The sequence below is a fragment of the Streptomyces sp. SID13666 genome (assembly GCF_010548325.1).
Classification (GTDB): domain Bacteria; phylum Actinomycetota; class Actinomycetes; order Streptomycetales; family Streptomycetaceae; genus Actinacidiphila; species Actinacidiphila fildesensis.
In genome coordinates this window covers 20792-37766 of record NZ_JAAGLX010000004.1, presented here as the reverse complement: position 1 = coordinate 37766, position 16975 = coordinate 20792, and the positions used below count along the sequence as shown (strand labels likewise).

15 protein-coding genes are annotated in these 16975 nt (G+C 72.4%); 12 read left to right on the top strand and 3 right to left on the bottom strand.

Annotated features, from left to right (window positions below; all coding sequences use genetic code 11):
* Nucleotides 1-211: 211 nt before the first annotated feature.
* On the bottom strand, nt 212-640 hold the full coding sequence (locus G3I60_RS09155) for a hypothetical protein (RefSeq protein ID WP_138356108.1): 429 nt from the start codon (nt 638-640) through the stop codon (nt 212-214).
* A 211-nt stretch (nt 641-851) separates the two neighbouring features.
* Between G3I60_RS09155 and G3I60_RS09150 the strand changes: the two genes are divergently transcribed.
* The 3 genes from G3I60_RS09150 (at nt 852) to G3I60_RS09140 (ending at nt 3940) form a co-directional block, all read left to right on the top strand.
* A complete protein-coding gene (locus tag G3I60_RS09150) occupies nt 852-2228 on the top strand; it encodes an acyl-CoA synthetase (RefSeq protein WP_343241932.1) in 1377 nt (458 codons plus the stop codon).
* Between the two features lie 146 nt (nt 2229-2374).
* Nucleotides 2375-3319 carry a MurR/RpiR family transcriptional regulator gene (locus tag G3I60_RS09145; protein ID WP_164606973.1) on the top strand — a complete coding sequence of 315 codons (945 nt, stop codon included), beginning with the start codon at nt 2375-2377 and terminating at the stop codon, nt 3317-3319.
* Between the two features lie 111 nt (nt 3320-3430).
* On the top strand, nt 3431-3940 hold the full coding sequence (locus G3I60_RS09140) for a hypothetical protein (protein WP_164296776.1): 510 nt from the start codon (nt 3431-3433) through the stop codon (nt 3938-3940).
* A 503-nt stretch (nt 3941-4443) separates the two neighbouring features.
* Here G3I60_RS09140 and G3I60_RS09135 read toward each other — a convergent pair.
* Entirely contained in the window at nt 4444-5778 is a 1335-nt protein-coding gene (locus G3I60_RS09135; protein WP_164296819.1) for a diaminopimelate decarboxylase, read from the bottom strand.
* Between the two features lie 118 nt (nt 5779-5896).
* Here G3I60_RS09135 and hutU point away from each other — a divergent pair, with 118 nt between their 5' ends.
* Genes hutU through hutI form a run of 4 tightly spaced genes read left to right on the top strand, consistent with a single transcriptional unit; the run spans nt 5897 to nt 11320 of the window.
* Nucleotides 5897-7561: a urocanate hydratase gene (gene hutU / locus G3I60_RS09130; RefSeq protein ID WP_164296774.1), complete on the top strand. Its 1665-nt coding sequence runs from the start codon at nt 5897-5899 to the stop codon at nt 7559-7561.
* Between the two features lie 11 nt (nt 7562-7572).
* Nucleotides 7573-8763 carry an allantoate amidohydrolase gene (locus tag G3I60_RS09125; RefSeq protein ID WP_164296817.1) on the top strand — a complete coding sequence of 397 codons (1191 nt, stop codon included), beginning with the start codon at nt 7573-7575 and terminating at the stop codon, nt 8761-8763.
* Nucleotides 8754-10091 carry a formimidoylglutamate deiminase gene (locus G3I60_RS09120; RefSeq protein WP_138356113.1) on the top strand — a complete coding sequence of 446 codons (1338 nt, stop codon included), beginning with the start codon at nt 8754-8756 and terminating at the stop codon, nt 10089-10091. Before G3I60_RS09125 ends, G3I60_RS09120 begins: the two co-directional genes overlap by 10 nt.
* Before the next feature lie 53 nt (nt 10092-10144).
* On the top strand, nt 10145-11320 hold the full coding sequence (gene hutI, locus G3I60_RS09115; protein ID WP_164296772.1) for an imidazolonepropionase: 1176 nt from the start codon (nt 10145-10147) through the stop codon (nt 11318-11320).
* 24 nt (nt 11321-11344) lie between these two features.
* Here hutI and G3I60_RS09110 read toward each other — a convergent pair whose 3' ends face one another.
* Complete coding sequence (locus G3I60_RS09110; RefSeq protein ID WP_164296770.1) at nt 11345-12235, bottom strand: RNA polymerase sigma factor SigF; 891 nt, start codon at nt 12233-12235, stop codon at nt 11345-11347.
* 292 nt (nt 12236-12527) lie between these two features.
* Between G3I60_RS09110 and G3I60_RS09105 the strand changes: the two genes are divergently transcribed.
* The 5 genes from G3I60_RS09105 (at nt 12528) to G3I60_RS09085 (ending at nt 16970) form a co-directional block, all read left to right on the top strand.
* Entirely contained in the window at nt 12528-12896 is a 369-nt protein-coding gene (locus G3I60_RS09105; protein WP_138356116.1) for an STAS domain-containing protein, read from the top strand.
* 123 nt (nt 12897-13019) lie between these two features.
* On the top strand, nt 13020-13499 hold the full coding sequence (locus G3I60_RS09100) for an ATP-binding protein (RefSeq protein WP_138356117.1): 480 nt from the start codon (nt 13020-13022) through the stop codon (nt 13497-13499).
* Between the two features lie 104 nt (nt 13500-13603).
* Nucleotides 13604-14305, top strand: a complete 702-nt coding sequence (locus G3I60_RS09095; protein ID WP_239069670.1) for an LPXTG cell wall anchor domain-containing protein — start codon at nt 13604-13606, stop codon at nt 14303-14305.
* A gap of 238 nt (nt 14306-14543) precedes the next feature.
* Nucleotides 14544-15851: a beta-xylosidase gene (locus G3I60_RS09090; protein ID WP_232485697.1), complete on the top strand. Its 1308-nt coding sequence runs from the start codon at nt 14544-14546 to the stop codon at nt 15849-15851.
* A 39-nt stretch (nt 15852-15890) separates the two neighbouring features.
* On the top strand, nt 15891-16970 hold the full coding sequence (locus tag G3I60_RS09085; protein ID WP_203672578.1) for a DUF916 domain-containing protein: 1080 nt from the start codon (nt 15891-15893) through the stop codon (nt 16968-16970).
* Nucleotides 16971-16975: the final 5 nt, after the last annotated feature.

The following is a 16975-nucleotide window of genomic DNA, read 5'->3' as shown; positions in this document are numbered from 1 at the left end:
TCTGAGGTGACCCTCCCTGGACGTGATGTCTGGTCCTGACCCGGCCCACGTCCGATGCGGGGACCGCCGTCGTCCCGCCCCCCGGGTGACCGGGGGTGCGGCGGTCCCCGCTCCCATTTCTTCCGCGGGTTCCCGGGTTCCCTGCGCCGTCCGCCCGGCTTCCCGTTTGTGCGTCTGCCCTGCCGCCCGGCTTTCCGGCGCGGGCCGGCGGTTACTCCCAGTCGCCGTCGGACTTCCGGCGGCGCTCGCCGCGTTCGCCCGTGAAGATGTGGCCGAGGGACTGGGCGACGTTCACGCCCACGATGCCGGCCCAGGTGATGAACAGTCCGGCGGTCCCCGCGTTGACCACACCGATCGCGGAGAGCGGGATCGCGGCGATCATCGTGAAGCCGGCGAAGCCGTAACGGGCGAAGCGCGCGTTGGGCTCCGGCGTGCCGGGGCTGCGGCCGGCCCGGGCGAAGGAGGTCTGCTGCTCGGCCAGTTGGCGGCGGACCCGCTGCTCGACATGGCTGTCGAGGCGCTGGTCCACTTTCTCCATGAACGAGTCGACCAGTTCCGACTCGTACTCCGCACCGAGGTCCTTGCGGGCCTGAAGGGTGGCGGCGAGTTCTTTCTTGAGTTCCGGGTCGCGGGCGTCCATGACGCCACCGTACGGAGCCCGGCGGCGTCAGACACTGGGGGAAACCCCCGATTCTTTTCGGGGGTGCCCCCTCCCAGCGGGCGATGCGTAGAGTCGCGGTGCTACTGCGCTGCGAGCGCCGTCGAGCCCGGTCCAGCCCGGACGAGCCCGGTCGAGCCCGCCCGGGCTCGGCTCTCGGCTCTCGGATAGAGACATTCAGAGGAGCACACCCGTGCCGCTGTCACCCGTCCCCTCCTTGCTGACGGCCCTCACCGCGTCCGACGGCGCGGACCGGCCCGATGCCGTGACCGTCGCGGGGCGGTCCTGCTCGTACGAGGAGCTGCTCGGCGCGGCGGGCGCGGTCGCGGCGCGGGTGACGGGGGCGCCGGCGTTCGCGGTGCGGGCGACGGCGTCGCTGGAGACGGTGGCCGCCGTGGTGGGCGGGCTGCTGGCCGGAGTGCCCGTGGTCCCGGTGCCGCCGGACTCCGGGCCGTCCGAACAGAACCACATCCTGGGGGATTCGGGCGCGGCGCTGCTCCCCGTCGACTTCGACGAGCGCGCTGGCTGGAGCGGCCCGGAGCCGGGGCCGAAGGAAGCCGCGCTCATCCTCTACACCTCGGGAACGACGGGCTCGCCGAAGGGCGTCGTGGTCTCGCGCGGCGCGATCGCCACCGACCTCGGCGTGCTCGCCGGGGCCTGGGAGTGGACCGCCGGGGACACCCTGGTGCACGGCCTGCCGCTGTTCCATGTGCACGGCCTGGTGCTGGGCGTGCTCGGCGCGCTGCGCACCGGCAGCCGGCTGGTGCACACCGGACGGCCGACACCGCAGGCCTACGCGGCGGCCGGCGGCAGCCTCTACTTCGGCGTGCCGACGGTCTGGTCGCGGGTGGTGCGCGACCCCGCCGCCGCGCGGGCGCTGACCGGCGCCCGGCTGCTCGTCTCGGGCAGCGCCCCGCTCCCCGCGCCCGTCTTCCGGGACCTGGAGACGCTCACCGGGCAGCGTCCCGTGGAGCGGTACGGGATGACGGAGACGCTGATCACGATCAGCACGCGGGCGGCCGGTGAACGCCGCCCCGGCTCGGTCGGGCTGCCGCTGCCGGGAGTGGAGACCCGGCTGGTGGACGAGGACGGCGGGCCCGTCCCGTACGACGGCGCCACGGTCGGCGAGCTGCAGATCCGTTCCGGCACGCTCTTCGACGGCTACCTCGGCCGTACGGAGGCCACCGCCGCCTCGTACACCGCCGACGGCTGGTTCCGCACCGGTGACATGGCGATGGCGGAGCCGGACGGCATGCACCGGATCGTCGGCCGCGCCTCGACCGACCTCATCAAGTCCGGCGGCTACCGCATCGGCGCGGGCGAGGTGGAGAACGCGCTGCTCGACCACCCCGCGGTCCGTGAGGCGGCGGTGGTGGGCGCACCGCACGAGGACCTGGGCCAGGAGATCGTCGCCTTCGTCGTCGCGGACGGGGTGACCGAGGCCGAACTGATGGACTTCGTCGCCGGGCATCTGTCGGTGCACAAGCGGCCGCGCAAGGTCCGGTTCCTGGACGAGCTGCCGCGGAACGCGATGGGCAAGCCGCAGAAGGGGCGGCTGCCTCCGGTGTAGGCGCCATGCGTGGCGGCGCAGGCGGCCGGTTCCGGCGCGGGCGGTTCTTACGCGGCCGGTTCCGGTGCGTCCGGTGGACACTCCTTGCCAATGCTGCATGGATTCATGCAGAGTCAGCGACGACTGAATAGGCCAGGAGGACGTTGATGGGTACGACGGAGGACGGGGGCGACGCCGAGGAGGCGGGCGCCGGCGTCGGTGCGGGCCTGGGCGCGGTTCCGGGTGCGGGCCTGGGAGCAGGTGCCGGTGAGGGTGCGGCCGAGGGCGCTTCGGCGCGGCTGCTGAAGCTGTTCGAGTCGCACCGGCTGACCCCGACGCAGCGCCGGATCGCCCACTGCCTGGTGCGCCGGTCGGCCGACGCGCCGTTCCTGTCCAGCGTCGAGGTCGCCGAGCTCGCCGGCGTCAGCCAGCCGTCCGTCACCCGCTTCGCCGTCGCGCTCGGCTTCGACGGCTACCCGGCGCTCCGCCGCCACCTGCGCGAGGTCGCGCCGGTACGGCCCGGCCCCGAGGCCGCCCCGTACAACGAGTACCAGCAGGCCGTGCACGCCGAGATCGAGAACCTCCGGCACCTCGCCGCCCTCCTCGCCGACCCCGCGCCCGTCGCCCGCGCCGGCGCGGTGCTCGCCGCGTCCCGGCCGCTGCCCGTCCTCGGCCTGCGCGCGGCGGGCGCGCAGGCGCGCGGCTTCGCGTACTTCGCCGCGAAGGTCCACCCCGACGTCCGGCTGCTCGACGAGGGCGGCACGATGTTCGCCGACCGCGTCGACGGCGCGGTACGGGCGGGCGCGAGCGCGCCGCTCTGCTTCGCGCTGCCACGGCATCCCCGCGAGGTCGTCGAGGCCCTGACGTACGCGCGCCACGCCGGTCTGACGGTCGTCACGGTCGCCGACAGCGCCTTCGCCCCGGTCGCCGCCTGCTCCGACCTGCTGCTGCCTGCCGCGGTGGGTACCGGGCTCGCCTTCGACACGGCGTGCGCCCCGATGCTGCTCGGACGCGTCCTGCTGGAGTCGATGTGCGACCACCTGCCGGACGCCCAGGCGAGCCTGGAGGAGTTCGACGCGCGGGCGGCGGCGCGGGGGCTGTTCACCGACTGAACCGGGACCGAACCGTCCCGTTCTTCCTCCGACCGCATTCCTCATGAAATTCTGAGGATCGCTGACTACCCTCCCGTGCAACTGGACACGGTGCATCGGAGGAGGACGGTCGTGGCACGCGGGGCTTACACGCTGGCTCGGGTGGGGGTGCTGGTGCGGGCCGCTGCGCGCTGGCTGTTTTGGCCGGGTGCGCTGGCCGCCGTGGGAGGCGTGTTCGTCCCCGGCCTGACCGGCCGCAGGATCGGGATACTCGGCGGCGCCGCCCTCTTCATCGTCGCGGCGGTCCTCGCTTTCGCGGTACGGCGCGGGCGCTACGTCTCGCTGGGCGCGGACGCCACGCGCGCCGGCAAGTCCGTCTTCCTGCAGGACCGCCGGGTGACGGCGCGGATCTGGGTCCGCGGCCACCGGTGGTGGCTGCTCGCGGCGTTCGCTCTTGCCGCGGCGTCCACGCTGGTCGCTTCTTCCGCGGGGGGAATGCTGCTGGCGGGGGCCGGGGCGGGACTCTGGGTGAAGTCGCTGTGGTTCGAGCGGCTGGAGCGGTCGCGGGACGTGCGGTATTGGGTGCGGCCGGAGTTGTCGGCGGCGGCGTACGAGACGACGGGGTTCTTGGCCGGGCGGTAGTTCACGGGCCGGGTCGGGGGCCCGGTCCTGCGGGGCGGGGCTTCGAGATCGACTGTTTACGGTCCCCCAGCCTTCGGCCGGGGGTGCCCCCAGCGGCTCACACATAGTTCGGCAGCATTTCGCAACCCCACCCCTCCGGCCCCGACCCCCCGACCCCCCCGACCCTCCGAGCGTGGCCCCGTGCGGGTTCGGCGCCAGCTCGGGCCCCTGCCCTGCGGACCCCGTCCCACCCTTCTACGCGCCGCAGTGCGCGGGGCAGTGGCAGCCTGAGCCCCGCCCCTGCGGCCCCCGAACACCTGACGGCCTATCGCGGCAGCGTCTCGGTCCCCGCCCCGCGGGCCCCGTCGCCCACCTTCCCGTGGGAGCGGGTCCCGCCGGTGGGCGGGAAGGGCGGGTGGGTGAGGAAAAGCCCGCCGTAGGCGGCAACGGTGCCGCAGGCGCTGGTGTACCCGTACCCCTGCCGGAGGCGCGTGGCGGAACAGCGCCGTGGGTGCCCCGTGGGCTCAGGGCCGGCTGAGGCCGGTCAGGGCCTCGCTCTCGTTCGAGCCGCTCTCTGCGAGGAGGCTCTCCACGGTCTGGGCCGCGCGCACCCGCGCGAACGTCACTGAGCCGTCCGCGGACGCGTGGTAGCCGTGGATGGCCGGGCGGGGGAGGGAGTTGTAGGCGAAGTGGTTGGAGAAGTAGTAGGCGCCGGTGTCGAGGAGGGCGACGAGGTCGCCTGCTTCGAGGAGGGGGAGGGGGCGGGCCTGGGCGAGGAGGTCGCCGGCGAAGCAGCAGGGGCCGGCCACGTCCTGGACGACGGGGTCCCCGCCCTTGGGGCGGCCCTTGGCGTCGAGGGCCTCGACGCGCAGCGGCCACGCGTCGGGGACGAAGACCGTACGGGTGGCGAGCTGTGCGCCCGCGTGGGTGATCGCGATGGGCCGGCCGCCGGCCGACTTGGCGTATTCGACGCGGGCCAGCACGGTGCCGGCCTTGGCGAGCAGTGAGCGCCCGAACTCGGTGACGATCGTGTAGCGGCCGTCGAAGAGGCCGGGGACGGTGGTGCGCAGCAGCCGCGCGTAGTCGTGGAAGGTGGGCGTGACCTCGTCGGAGGTGAAGTTGACGGGGAGGCCGCCGCCGATGTCGAGGGTGGTGATCTGCCGGCGGCCGGCGGCCGTGTTGATGCGCTCGGCCAGGTCGTGGGCGGCCCGGACGCCCGCCGCCATGAGGTCGAGCGGTACGCCCTGGGAGCCGGTGTGGGTGTGCAGCCGGTTGAGCCAGGGGCGGTCGGCGTAGGCGCGCAGGATCCACTCCTCGGTGCCGGTGTCGCGCAGCGCGACGCCGAACTTCGAGGTGGCGGTCGCGGTGCTCATGGCGCCGATGCTGCCGCCGCCGATCTGCGGATTGACCCGCAGGCCGATGGGGGACGTGGTGGGGGCCGCGGCGACCAGCGTGTCGAGGCGGCCGAGTTCCTGCGGGTTGTCGGCGTTGACGGCGATGCCGAGGGCGAGGGCTTCGCGGAGTTCGGCGACGGTCTTGGCGGGGGAGTCCAGGACGATGCGGTCGGCCGGGAGGCCCGCGGCGCGGGCGATGGCGAGTTCGCCGGGGCTGGCGACCTCGGCGCCGAGGCCGAGGCCGTTGAGCAGCCGCAGGACCGGGACGAGCGCGGCGGCCTTGACGGCGAAGGTGTGGGTGACGGTCACGCCCGGGGTGGCGAAGGCCTCCTGGAGGGCGGCCGCGGCTTCGTGGATACCGGTGACGTCGAGGAGCCCGATGACCGGGTTGTCCGGAGTGAGTAGATTCTGATCCACCGCCGCGCGCAGCGCGTGGCCCCGTCGTGCTGTCGCGTCCGGCGTCATGCCGGCCATCCCATCACCCGGTATGGGGCAATGCCACCCCACCCTGTTGACTAGATGTATTCAGCAGGACAGGATGTGAATGGATAGATCCATCGATGTACAGAGGGAGGCCGGGCCGATGTCGGGACCGAGGATCGTGCGGGCGCCGCGCGGTACGGAACTGAGCACTCAGGGTTGGCAGCAGGAAGCCGCGCTGCGGATGCTCCAGAACAACCTCGACCCGGAGGTCGCCGAGCACCCCGAGAAGCTGGTCGTCTACGGAGGCACCGGGAAGGCCGCGCGCGACTGGCGGTCGTTCGACGCCATGATCCGCACCCTGCAGACGCTGAAGCAGGACGAGACGATGCTCGTCCAGTCCGGCCGTCCCGTCGGCGTGATGCAGACGCACGAGTGGGCGCCGCGGGTGCTCATCGCCAACTCCAACCTGGTCGGCGACTGGGCCAACTGGGAGGAGTTCCGCCGCCTGGAGGCGCTGGGCCTGACCATGTACGGCCAGATGACGGCCGGCTCGTGGATCTACATCGGTACCCAGGGCATCCTGCAGGGCACCTACGAGACGTTCGCCGCGGTCGCCGCCAAGAAGTTCGGCGGCACGCTGGCCGGGACCATCACGCTGACCGCCGGGCTCGGCGGCATGGGCGGCGCGCAGCCGCTGGCCGTCACCATGAACGGCGGCGTCGTGATCTGTATCGACGTGGACCCGCGCGCGATCTCGCGCCGTATCGAGCACCGCTACCTGGACGTCAGGGCCGACTCCCTGGCGCACGCGATGCAGCTCGCCACCGAGGCCCGCGACAAGCGCGAGCCGCTGTCGATCGGGCTGCTGGGCAACGCCGCCGAGCTGCTGCCCCAGATGCTCGCCGAGGGCGCGCCGATCGACATCGTCACCGACCAGACCTCCGCGCACGACCCGCTGGCCTATCTGCCGGTCGGCATCGCGTTCGACGAGATGGCCACGTACGCGGCCGAGAAGCCCGCCGACTTCACGCTGCGGGCCCGTGAGTCGATGGCCCGGCACGTCGAGGCGATGGTCGGCTTCATGGACGCCGGCGCCGAGGTCTTCGACTACGGCAACTCGATCCGCGGTGAGGCACAGCTCGCCGGGTACGACCGGGCGTTCGACTTCCCCGGGTTCGTGCCCGCCTACATCCGGCCGCTGTTCTGCGAGGGCAAGGGCCCGTTCCGCTGGGCGGCACTGTCCGGCGAGGCGTCCGACATCCACAAGACGGACAAGGCGATCCTCGAACTGTTCCCCGAGAACGAGTCGCTGCACCGCTGGATCAAGCTGGCGCAGGACAAGGTCCACTTCCAGGGCCTGCCCGCCCGGATCTGCTGGCTCGGCTACGGCGAGCGCGACAAGGCGGGCGAGCGCTTCAACGACATGGTCGCCAGCGGTGAGCTGGCCGCGCCGGTCGTCATCGGCCGCGACCACCTGGACTGCGGCTCGGTGGCCTCGCCGTACCGCGAGACCGAGGCGATGCTCGACGGCTCCGACGCCATCGCCGACTGGCCGCTCCTCAACGCCATGGTCAACGTCGCCTCCGGCGCGTCCTGGGTCTCCATCCACCACGGTGGCGGCGTCGGCATGGGCCGCTCCCTGCACGCGGGACAGGTCACGGTCGCGGACGGCACCAAGCTCGCGGGCGAGAAGATCCGCCGGGTGCTGACCAACGACCCGGGCATGGGCGTCATCCGGCACGTCGACGCGGGCTACGACCGCGCCGACGAGATCGCCGACGAGCGCGGTGTGCGGATCCCGATGCGCGAGGGCGACTCCGAGTGAGTTTCCACAGCATGTGGACGGAGCTGCTGCCGATCGGCCGCAGCTCCGTCTCCGGGGGATACCGCCGCTACGCCTGGAGCGGCGCCGACCTGGACTGCCGGGCGTGGTTCCGGGCGCAGGCGGAAGGCCGCGGCCTGACGTACGAGGTCGACCGCAACGGCAACCAGTGGGCCTGGCTGGGCGACCCGGCCGCCGGTGACGCCGTCGTCACCGGCTCACACCTGGACTCCGTACCGGACGGCGGCGCCTTCGACGGGCCGCTGGGCGTCGTCTCGTCCTTCGCGGCGCTCGACGAACTGCGCGAGCGCGGTGCGGCGTTCGGCAAGCCGCTGGCCATCGTCAACTTCGGTGACGAGGAGGGCGCCCGGTTCGGGCTCGCCTGCGTCGGATCGCGGCTGGCCGCCGGGCAGCTCACCAAGGACAAGGCGTACGCACTGCGCGACGCGGACGGCGTCAGCCTGCCGCAGGCCATGGAGCAGGCCGGTTACGACCCGGCCGGCATCGGCCCGGACCCGGAGCGGCTCGCCCGCATCGGCGCGTTCGTGGAACTCCACGTCGAGCAGGGCCGGGCGCTGGACCTGAGCGGTGACGCCGTCGGCATCGCGTCCGCGATCTGGCCGCACGGCCGCTGGCGGTTCGACTTCCACGGCGAGGCCAACCACGCGGGCACCACCCGCCTGGAGGACCGCCGCGACCCGATGCTCAACTACGCCGACACGGTGCTGGCCGCCCGCCGGGAGGCCCAGGCCGCCGGGGCGCTGGCCACCTTCGGCAAGGTGAGCGTCGAGCCCAACGGCGTCAACGCCATCGCCTCGCTGGTGCGCGGTTGGCTCGACTCCCGGGCCGCCGACCAGGAGACGCTGGACCGGGTGGTGGCCGGGATCGAGGCCGCCGCGGCCGAGCGGGGGGCCCGCGACGGCATCGACGTCCGCGTCACCCGTGAGTCGTTCACCCCGGTCGTCGAGTTCGAGCACGCGCTGCGCGACGAGGTCGCGAAGCTGCTCGGCGGCGTCGTTCCGGTGCTGCCGACCGGCGCGGGACACGACGCCGGGATCCTGTCGGCGAGTGCCCCGACCGCCATGCTGTTCGTACGCAACCCCACCGGCGTCTCGCACTCACCCGCCGAGACCGCCGCCGAGGACGACTGCCTCGCCGGGGTGACCGCGCTCGCCGACGTACTGGAAGGTCTCGCGTGCAGCTGACGTACTGGACGGAACACGCCTGGCTCAACGGGGTCGTCGAGCCGGGCGTGGCGATCGACACGGCCGGTGGCCGCATCACCGGCGTCAGGACCGGGGTCGACACGCCACCTCCCGGTGCCGTCGCGCTGCGCGGATTCACCCTGCCGGGACTGGCCAACGCGCACTCGCACGCCTTCCACCGGGCGCTGCGCGGCACCGTCCAGGTCGGGTCCGGCACCTTCTGGACCTGGCGCGAGATCATGTACTCGATCGCGGCGGAGCTCGACCCCGACACCTACTACGCGCTCGCGCGGGCGGTGTACGCGGAGATGGCGCTGGCCGGCATCACCTGCGTCGGTGAGTTCCACTATCTGCACCACGGTCCCGGCGGCACACCGTACGACGACCCCAACGCCATGGGCGAGGCCCTGATCGCCGCCGCGGGCGAGGCGGGCATCCGGATCACGCTGCTGGACACCGCCTACTTCTCGTCCGGATTCGGCGCGCCCCCCGACCGGCACCAGGTGCGGTTCGCCGACGCGGGCCCCGACGCCTGGGCGGAGCGCGCCGACGCCCTCAAGGACCGCGACCACGTCCGGATCGGCGCGGCGATCCACTCGGTGCGCGCCGTGCCGCCGGCCGGGATCGCCAGGGCGGCGGAGTGGGCGGCGGCGCGGCAGGCCCCGCTGCACGTCCATCTGTCGGAGCAGCCTGCCGAGAACGAGGCCTGTCTGAAGGCCCACGGCCGCACACCGACACGGCTGCTCGCGGACCACGGGGCGCTGGGCCCCCGGACCTCCGCCGTGCACGCCACGCACCTCACCGGTGCGGACATCCGGCTGCTCGGCGACAGCGGCACGGTCGTCTGCATGTGCCCCACCACCGAACGCGACCTCGCCGACGGCATCGGCCCGGCGCGCGAGGTCCAGCTCGCCGGCAGCCCGCTGTCGCTCGGCAGCGACAGTCACGCCGTCATCGACCTGCTCGAAGAAGCCCGCGCCATGGAACTCGACGAGCGGCTGCGCACCCGCACCCGCGGGCACTGGACCGCGGCCCAACTGCTGCGGGCCGCCACCGCGGACGGCCATGCCTCGCTCGGCTGGGCGGACGCCGGTCAGCTGGAGACGGGCGCGCTCGCCGACTTCACCACCGTCGCCCTGGACTCGGTCCGCACCGCCGGCACGCTGCCGCGCCTCGCCGCGGAGACGGCCGTGTACGCCGCGACCGCCACGGACGTACGGCACACCGTGGTGGGCGGGCGGCACATCGTCCGGGACGGTGTCCACCAGCTGGTGCCGGACGTGCCGGCCGCGATGGGCGCGGCCGTCGCCCGTCTGCGCCGTTCCTGATTTCTCCCCCAGCTACCGCTGGGAGGTGCCCCCAGACCCACGGAGATCGCGCGATGCCCACGACCCTCATCACCAACATCGGCAGCCTGGTCACCAACGACCCGTCCCTCGGCACCGGGCCGCTCGGGCTGGTCGCGGACGCGGCGGTGGTCATGGCCGACGGCCTGATCGCCTGGGTCGGCCCGGCGGACCGGGCGCCCGGCGCCGACGAGGTGTACGACGCGGGGGGCCGGGCGGCGCTGCCCGGATTCGTCGACTCGCACTCGCATCTGGTGTTCGGCGGTGACCGCACCCAGGAGTTCAACGCCCGGATGTCCGGCACGCCGTACACCGCCGGCGGCATCAGGACCACGGTCGCCGCGACCCGCGCCGCCAGTGACGCCGAGCTGGACGCCAACGTGGCCCGCTATGTGGCCGAGGCGCGGCGGCAGGGCACCACGACCATCGAGACGAAGTCCGGCTACGGGCTGACCCCGGAGGACGAGGCCCGCAGTCTGCGCATCGCCGCCGCGCACACCCCGGAGACCACCTACCTGGGCGCGCACATCGTCGCGCCGGAGTACGCGGACGACCCGGCCGGCTACGTCGACCTGGTCACCGGGCCGATGCTGGAGGCCTGCGCGCCGCACGCCCGCTGGGTGGACGTGTTCTGCGAGAAGGGGGCGTTCGACGGCGACCAGGCGCGGGCGGTCCTCACCGCGGGCGCCCGGGCCGGACTGATCCCGCGGGTGCACGCGAACCAGCTGACCTACGGGCCCGGCGTGCAGCTGGCGGTCGAGCTGGGGGCGGCGTCCGCCGACCACTGCACGCATCTGACGGACGCGGACGTCGACGCGCTCGCGTCCAGTGGTGGCGCCACCGTCGCGACGCTGCTGCCCGGTGCCGAGTTCTCCACCCGCGCCACCTACCCCGACGCCCGCCGGCTGATCGACGCGGGCGCGGTGGTGGCGCTGTCCACGGACTGCAATCCGGGGTCGAGCTTCACCAGCTCGATGCCGTTCTGCATCGCCGTCGCCGTACGGGACATGCGGATGACGCCCGACGAGGCGGTCGCGGCCGCGACGCTCGGTGGCGCGCGGGCGCTGCGCAGGGACGACGTCGGAAGGATCACGGCGGGGGCGCGAGCTGATCTGATGCTGCTCGACGCCCCCAGCCATGTACATCTGGCCTACCGGCCCGGTGTGCCGCTGGTCAGCCGGGTGTGGCAGGGCGGGGTCCGCGCCGCCTGACCCGTGACCGGGCGGCGTTCACCGTCACTCCTCGACGAGCAGCCCGCGCCGCAGGCGCGCCAGTGTCCGGGAGAGCAGGCGCGAGACGTGCATCTGTGAGATGCCGAGCTCCTCGCCGATCTCCGACTGGGTGAGGTTGCCGGTGAAGCGCAGCGAGAGGATCTTGCGGTCACGCGCCGGGAGCTCGGCGATCAGCGGCTTCAGGGACTCGATGTACTCGATGCCTTCGAGGTCGTGGTCCTCGTAGCCGATGCGGTCGGTCAGCGCGCCCTCGGAGTCGTCCTCGTCGGGCTGGGCGTCGAGCGAGCTCGCGGTGTACGCGTTGCTCGCGGCCATGCCCTCGATGACCTCTTCCGCGGTGATCCGCAGCCGGGCGGCCAGCTCGGCCACGTTCGGCGAGCGGTCCAGCTGCTGGGCCAGCTCGTCGCCGGCCTTGGCCAGGTCGAGCCGTAGCTCCTGCAGCCGGCGGGGGACCCGTACCGACCAGCTGGTGTCACGGAAGAAGCGCTTGATCTCGCCGATGATCGTCGGCATCGCGAAGGTGGGGAACTCCACACCGCGGCTGAGCTCGAAGCGGTCGATCGCCTTGATCAGGCCGATCGTGCCGACCTGGATGATGTCCTCCATCGGCTCGCTGCGGGTGCGGAACCGGGAAGCCGCGAACTTCACCAGGGCGAGATTGAGTTCCACGAGCGTGTTGCGCACGTAGGAGTATTCGTACGTGCCCTCGTCCAGCGTCTCGAGGCGCAGGAACAGTGTCTTGGACAGGGCGCGTGCGTCGACCGGACCCACCGTCTCGAACGGGGGTATCTCGGGGAGGCCCTCCAGCCCCTCCGGCTCTTCCAGGTCTTCCTGCTCAGAGCCAACGGACGGGCTGGTCGTCGTCGCGGTGATCGCGTCAGGCCGGGGTGTCATGCTCTCCTCCCTCGGTTACGGCATCAGGCTGCCGGTGCCATGCCGCTAGTACGGTGTGCTGCGCCTCCGAGGCGGCCGGGTTTCGATAGGTGTTGTTCAACCCCTACCCCGTTTCACGCTGGTGGCGCAACTTCCGGCCGACTGTCCTCACGGGCGATTAGCGGGCCGCGGAGGGGGCAGGCGGGAGGCATCCGAGGGGCGTCCACCGGGCAGCTGAGGGGTAGCTTCCACGTGATTCGGGATGCGCGTAGGGTTCGGAGTGCGCATGACCCAAGATTCCAGAGGAGCGCACATGGACCGCGGGATGGTCGGTACGGCCGGCCGGGACCGGTTGCACGTGGACGTGCGACAGCACGGCACGTACGCCGTTGTCACGCCTGCGGGCGAGCTCGACCACCACACGGCGGAGCTGCTCAGCGAGCCGCTCGAGGCGTGTGTCGCCGCGGGCTGCACCAAGCTCGTGGTGGACTGCTCCCAGCTGGATTTCTGTGATTCCACCGGATTGAACGTCCTGCTGGGCGCCCGGCTGAAGGCCGAGGCGGCCGGTGGGAAGGTCCATCTGGCGGGTATGCTGCCGGTGGTCGCTCGTGTGTTCGAGATCACGGGTGCCGAAGCCGTGTTCACCGTCCACGCAACCCTGGACGAGGCATTGCAGGAGTGACGGAAGCATCGCCGGTGGCGATCTCCCACTCCACCCTGTTTGGTAGAGCTCCCGAGGTGTCCCCGGGAATTCGTCGGGCAGGAGACTCCTGAAACTGTCGGACATCGGTGAGGTGAGGCGCTGATGAGCACCACTCGGCCCCACGCGGCGGACGACCGCGGTTCGGACCCGGGCGACATTGTCGTGCCCGAGGCCGGATCCGCGCGGGTTCTGCGGCTCCTGGGTGAGAGTGCCATCGTCCCGCGCGCCCGCGACTTCACTCGCGAGGCGCTGCAGGCCTGGGGCTGGCTGCCCGCCTCCTCCCCGGAGCGCCGGGCCGCGGCCGAGGATGTGCTCCTCGTCGTCTCGGAACTGGTCACCAACGCGTGTCTGCACGCGGACGGCCCCGATGAGCTGCGGCTGATCCACAGTCCCAAGGTGCTGCGACTCGAGGTCGCCGACAGCGGGGCCGGTGAGCCGGTGCCGCGCGTTCCGCACCGGGCGGGCCGGCCCGGCGGGCACGGCATGTTCATCGTGCAGCGGCTCTGCACGGACTGGGGCGTCGCCCGGCATGCCGGGCAGCCGGGCAAAACGGTCTGGGCCGAACTCGCAGCTCCCGCCTGATTTCCCCCTCTGCACTTCCCTTCCCTCTCCAAGATCACGGGCGTACTGTCGGCCGCCGAATCTGATGTGCCGTCAGTAACTTGTGGCGGAAGGGAGAAGAGCCGATGAAACACGTCATGAACAGCGTCCTCAGCAGAGCGGCCGCCCGCGGTGGAGCGCTGGCCCTCGCGACGGCGACCGCGGCGGGTGCGGCGCTGTTGGTCGCCCCGGCCGCACACGCCGAAACCGTGGACGTCGCCTACAGCTGTCAGTCGCCGATCGGGAAGAAGGACGCGGTGTCGCCCATCGACATCACGAGCGTCCCGTCCGGCTCCGGCTACAAACTCACGATGAGCTTCAAGAAGGGTGTCTCCTCCAGCCCGATCGAACTCGGCAAGGGGGCGATGAACCCGAGCGCGACGATCAAGGTCGGCGGTGCGGACCCCGGTTCGGTGTCGGTGGTCGGCACCGCGAACGACGCGGCGATCCCCGCCAACACCCCCATCAAGATCAATGACCTGACGGGCACCTACACGCCCAAGAAGTCGGGCAAGGTCACCTTCACGGCCGGCGTGCTCACCATCAAGGCCCTCGGCACGGTCACGACCTGCAACGCCACCAACAGCCCCAAGCCCTCGCTGTCGCTGGACGTCAAGGCGGCGGGTGGTGGCGGCGACAGCGGTGCCACGGCCCCGCCGGACACCACGCTGCCGCAGACCGGTCCTGCCGACAGCGCCGTGGCACTGGGCACCTTCGGCGGCACGGTACTGCTCGCCGGGGTCGCCGGCGTGCTCTGGCTCACCCGCCGGGCTGCCGGCACCCGCTGATCCGGGCCCGTGGCACCGACTCGGGCGTCGGTGCCGCGGCCCGGCATGTCCGCTGTCGCAACTGCCCTGACCAGTAAGGACGTTGTATCTGACGGGCAGTCAAATCTGGTCGTCCGGCTCCATTGACTTCTTTCGGCCGTCCCGTCTCAATGTCCAGCGTCGGCGCAGAGGAAAAGGGACGCTGCGCCCGGACCGTGATCAAGGGGACAAGATGATCGCTCACGCGCGAAGATCCGTCATGCGCGGACGGAGACTGGCCGCCGTGCTCGGGGCCGCCGCACTCATGGTGGGGGGCGGCGCGGTGCTCGCGGCGCCCGCCCAGGCGGCGACGGCCGTGGACTTCCAGACGCACTGCATTCCGCCCGCCGTGGCCGGGCTGCCGCCCATCGACGGCGTGTCCAACGCGACCGTGTCGGTCGCGCCCGCGAACCCGAAGGTCGGTGACACGGTCACCGTCACCTACACCCTCACCAAGGCGGCCGCGAGCAACCCGACCGACATCGCGCTGCCCGCCGATGTCGTCACGCCCCGCGCCAGCGTCGTGCTCGGCGGTGTCCAGACCGGCGCCGTCGCCGTGACCGGCCCCAAGAGCAACCCGCCGATCCCGGGCAAGGGCTCCTTCCCGCCGCTGGTCATGACCGGCACCTTCGTGGTCACCGCTCCCGGCGCCATCACCCTGTCGCCCGGTGACTACACCATCCACACCAGCTACATCCTGGAGCTGGACACCGTCTGCACGGTCACCAACGGCCCCGCGCCGGTCTCCGAGACCGTCACCGCGAGCCCGGCGACCACCCCCAACCCGCGCACCCTGGCGCTGGGCTCGTCCCAGGGCGACCCGGGCACCGCGGTCGCCGTCACCGGTGGCCACTTCACCGCGGGCGCGACCGTCACGGTCCTGGCCATCGCCGGGTCCAACCCGACCGCGGACATGGCCTCCGCGACCGCCGACGCGCAGGGCGGCTTCACCGCCTCGCTCGTCGTCAACGACCTCGCGACCACCGGCATCGTGGCCTTCGAGGGCGCGAGCTACGACCCGGCGACCGCCGCGGGCCCGGTCGCGTACAAGGTCAACGACAACACGCCGATCCCGCCGGGGAGCCAGAAGCTGAACGCCTCGGTCACCGCCGGGACGCTCTCCATGACCCAGGCCGGCGACACCGTGGAGATGACCCCGGTGAACTTCGGTGACGGCGGCGCTTCGACCGGCGCACTGCAGACGGTCACCGTCAAGGACTTCCGCGGCGGCGCCGCGGGCTGGTCCCTGACCGGTGCGGTCACCGACTTCAAGGGCCCGGGAGGCGCCGTCATCGGTGCCGACAAGCTCAGCTGGACCCCGTCCTGCACCGCCAAGGCGGGCAGCCTCAGTGTCTGCGCGGCGGGTTCGCCCGGCGCCGTGGGCACGGCCGGCGCCACGCTGGCCACCACGTCCAACGGCACCGTGACCGGTGGTGAGTTCACCGCAGACGCGGGCCTGTCGCTGAACGTCCCGGCCTACTCCGGCCCAGGAACCTATTCCGGAGTCTTGACCCTGACCCTGACCTGACGCACAGTCAGTTAACTCGGACCGAGGGAGATGCCAGACATGTCGAGGGCCAAGGCGTGCGCAGTGCTGCTGACGGTCGCCGCGTTGCTCGGCATCGGTCTCGGTCCCGCGGCAGGACCGGCCGGCGCCGCGGACAACGGGCGCTGGTCGGTCTTCCCCGCCCCGGCGGGCGGGGCCAAGGACAAGACGAGTACCAGCCAGGAACGACAGTTCTTCACCCTGGAGGCGGGACCGGGGACCACCGTCAAGGACAAGGTCTCGGTCTCCAACCTCTCCGACGCGCCGATGCAGTTCAGGATCTACGGCGCCGACGCGTACAACACCCCGCGCGACGGCGGCTTCGCCGTGCGCGGCCCCGAGGAGACCAACAAGGACATCGGCACCTGGGTGAAGCTCGCCCAGGGCAGCCTCACCGTCCCGCCCAGGACCCGCGCCGACATCCCGTTCACCCTCACCATCCCCGACACCGCCACCCCCGGCGACCACCCCGGCGCGATCGTCGCCCTCAACACCGAGACCGACAAGAGCAAGGGGAGCGTCGCGGTCGGGGTCCGGCGGGCCGTCGGCGCCCGGATCTACCTCCGGGTGAGCGGCCCCAGCCTCCCCGCGCTCTCCGTGGAGAACGTCCGGGTCGACCACGGCCAGCCCTGGCTGCCCGGCACCGGCAGGAGCAACGCCACCATCCACTACACCCTGGTCAACCGGGGCAACGTTTCCCTGCTGCCGCGCCTGCGGGTCAAGGCCACCGGGCTGTTCGGCAACACCCTGCTGGACCGGCAGGCCAAGGGGCTGCCGCTGGAACTCCTGCCGGGACAGCAGGTCGAACTGACCGAGAAGTGGGCCGGGTCGCCGCAGTTCGACCGGGTGAGCGTGCAACTCACCGTCACCACCGACCGGGGCGAACTCAACGAGACGGCCGGCGTCTCCTTCTTCGCCGTCCCCTGGCTCGCCGCCGGGGTACTGCTCGCCGGACTGGCGCTGCTGGCCGCCTGGTTCGTCGTCAGGCGCCGCAGGAACCGTCCGCCGCGGCCGGTGGAGGAGGACCCCGATCCCGATGCGGGGACGGCAGGGACAGCGGTCGGCGTGACGAGCGTGGGAAGCAGGGGCGGACAGGCGTGAGCACG

Bases quoted from the DNA above. Each gene is read 5' to 3' on its own strand.
- G3I60_RS09155 (WP_138356108.1), bottom strand. From the start codon at position 640: ATGGACGCCCGCGACCCGGAACTCAAGAAAGAACTCGCCGCCACCCTT.
- G3I60_RS09145 (WP_164606973.1), top strand. From the start codon at position 2,375: ATGGGTACGACGGAGGACGGGGGCGACGCCGAGGAGGCGGGCGCCGGC.
- G3I60_RS09135 (WP_164296819.1), bottom strand. From the start codon at position 5,778: ATGACGCCGGACGCGACAGCACGACGGGGCCACGCGCTGCGCGCGGCG.
- hutU (WP_164296774.1), top strand. From the start codon at position 5,897: ATGTCGGGACCGAGGATCGTGCGGGCGCCGCGCGGTACGGAACTGAGC.
- G3I60_RS09125 (WP_164296817.1), top strand. From the start codon at position 7,573: ATGTGGACGGAGCTGCTGCCGATCGGCCGCAGCTCCGTCTCCGGGGGA.
- hutI (WP_164296772.1), top strand. From the start codon at position 10,145: ATGCCCACGACCCTCATCACCAACATCGGCAGCCTGGTCACCAACGAC.
- G3I60_RS09110 (WP_164296770.1), bottom strand. From the start codon at position 12,235: ATGACACCCCGGCCTGACGCGATCACCGCGACGACGACCAGCCCGTCC.
- G3I60_RS09105 (WP_138356116.1), top strand. From the start codon at position 12,528: ATGGACCGCGGGATGGTCGGTACGGCCGGCCGGGACCGGTTGCACGTG.
- G3I60_RS09100 (WP_138356117.1), top strand. From the start codon at position 13,020: ATGAGCACCACTCGGCCCCACGCGGCGGACGACCGCGGTTCGGACCCG.
- G3I60_RS09095 (WP_239069670.1), top strand. From the start codon at position 13,604: ATGAAACACGTCATGAACAGCGTCCTCAGCAGAGCGGCCGCCCGCGGT.
- G3I60_RS09090 (WP_232485697.1), top strand. From the start codon at position 14,544: ATGCGCGGACGGAGACTGGCCGCCGTGCTCGGGGCCGCCGCACTCATG.
- G3I60_RS09085 (WP_203672578.1), top strand. From the start codon at position 15,891: ATGTCGAGGGCCAAGGCGTGCGCAGTGCTGCTGACGGTCGCCGCGTTG.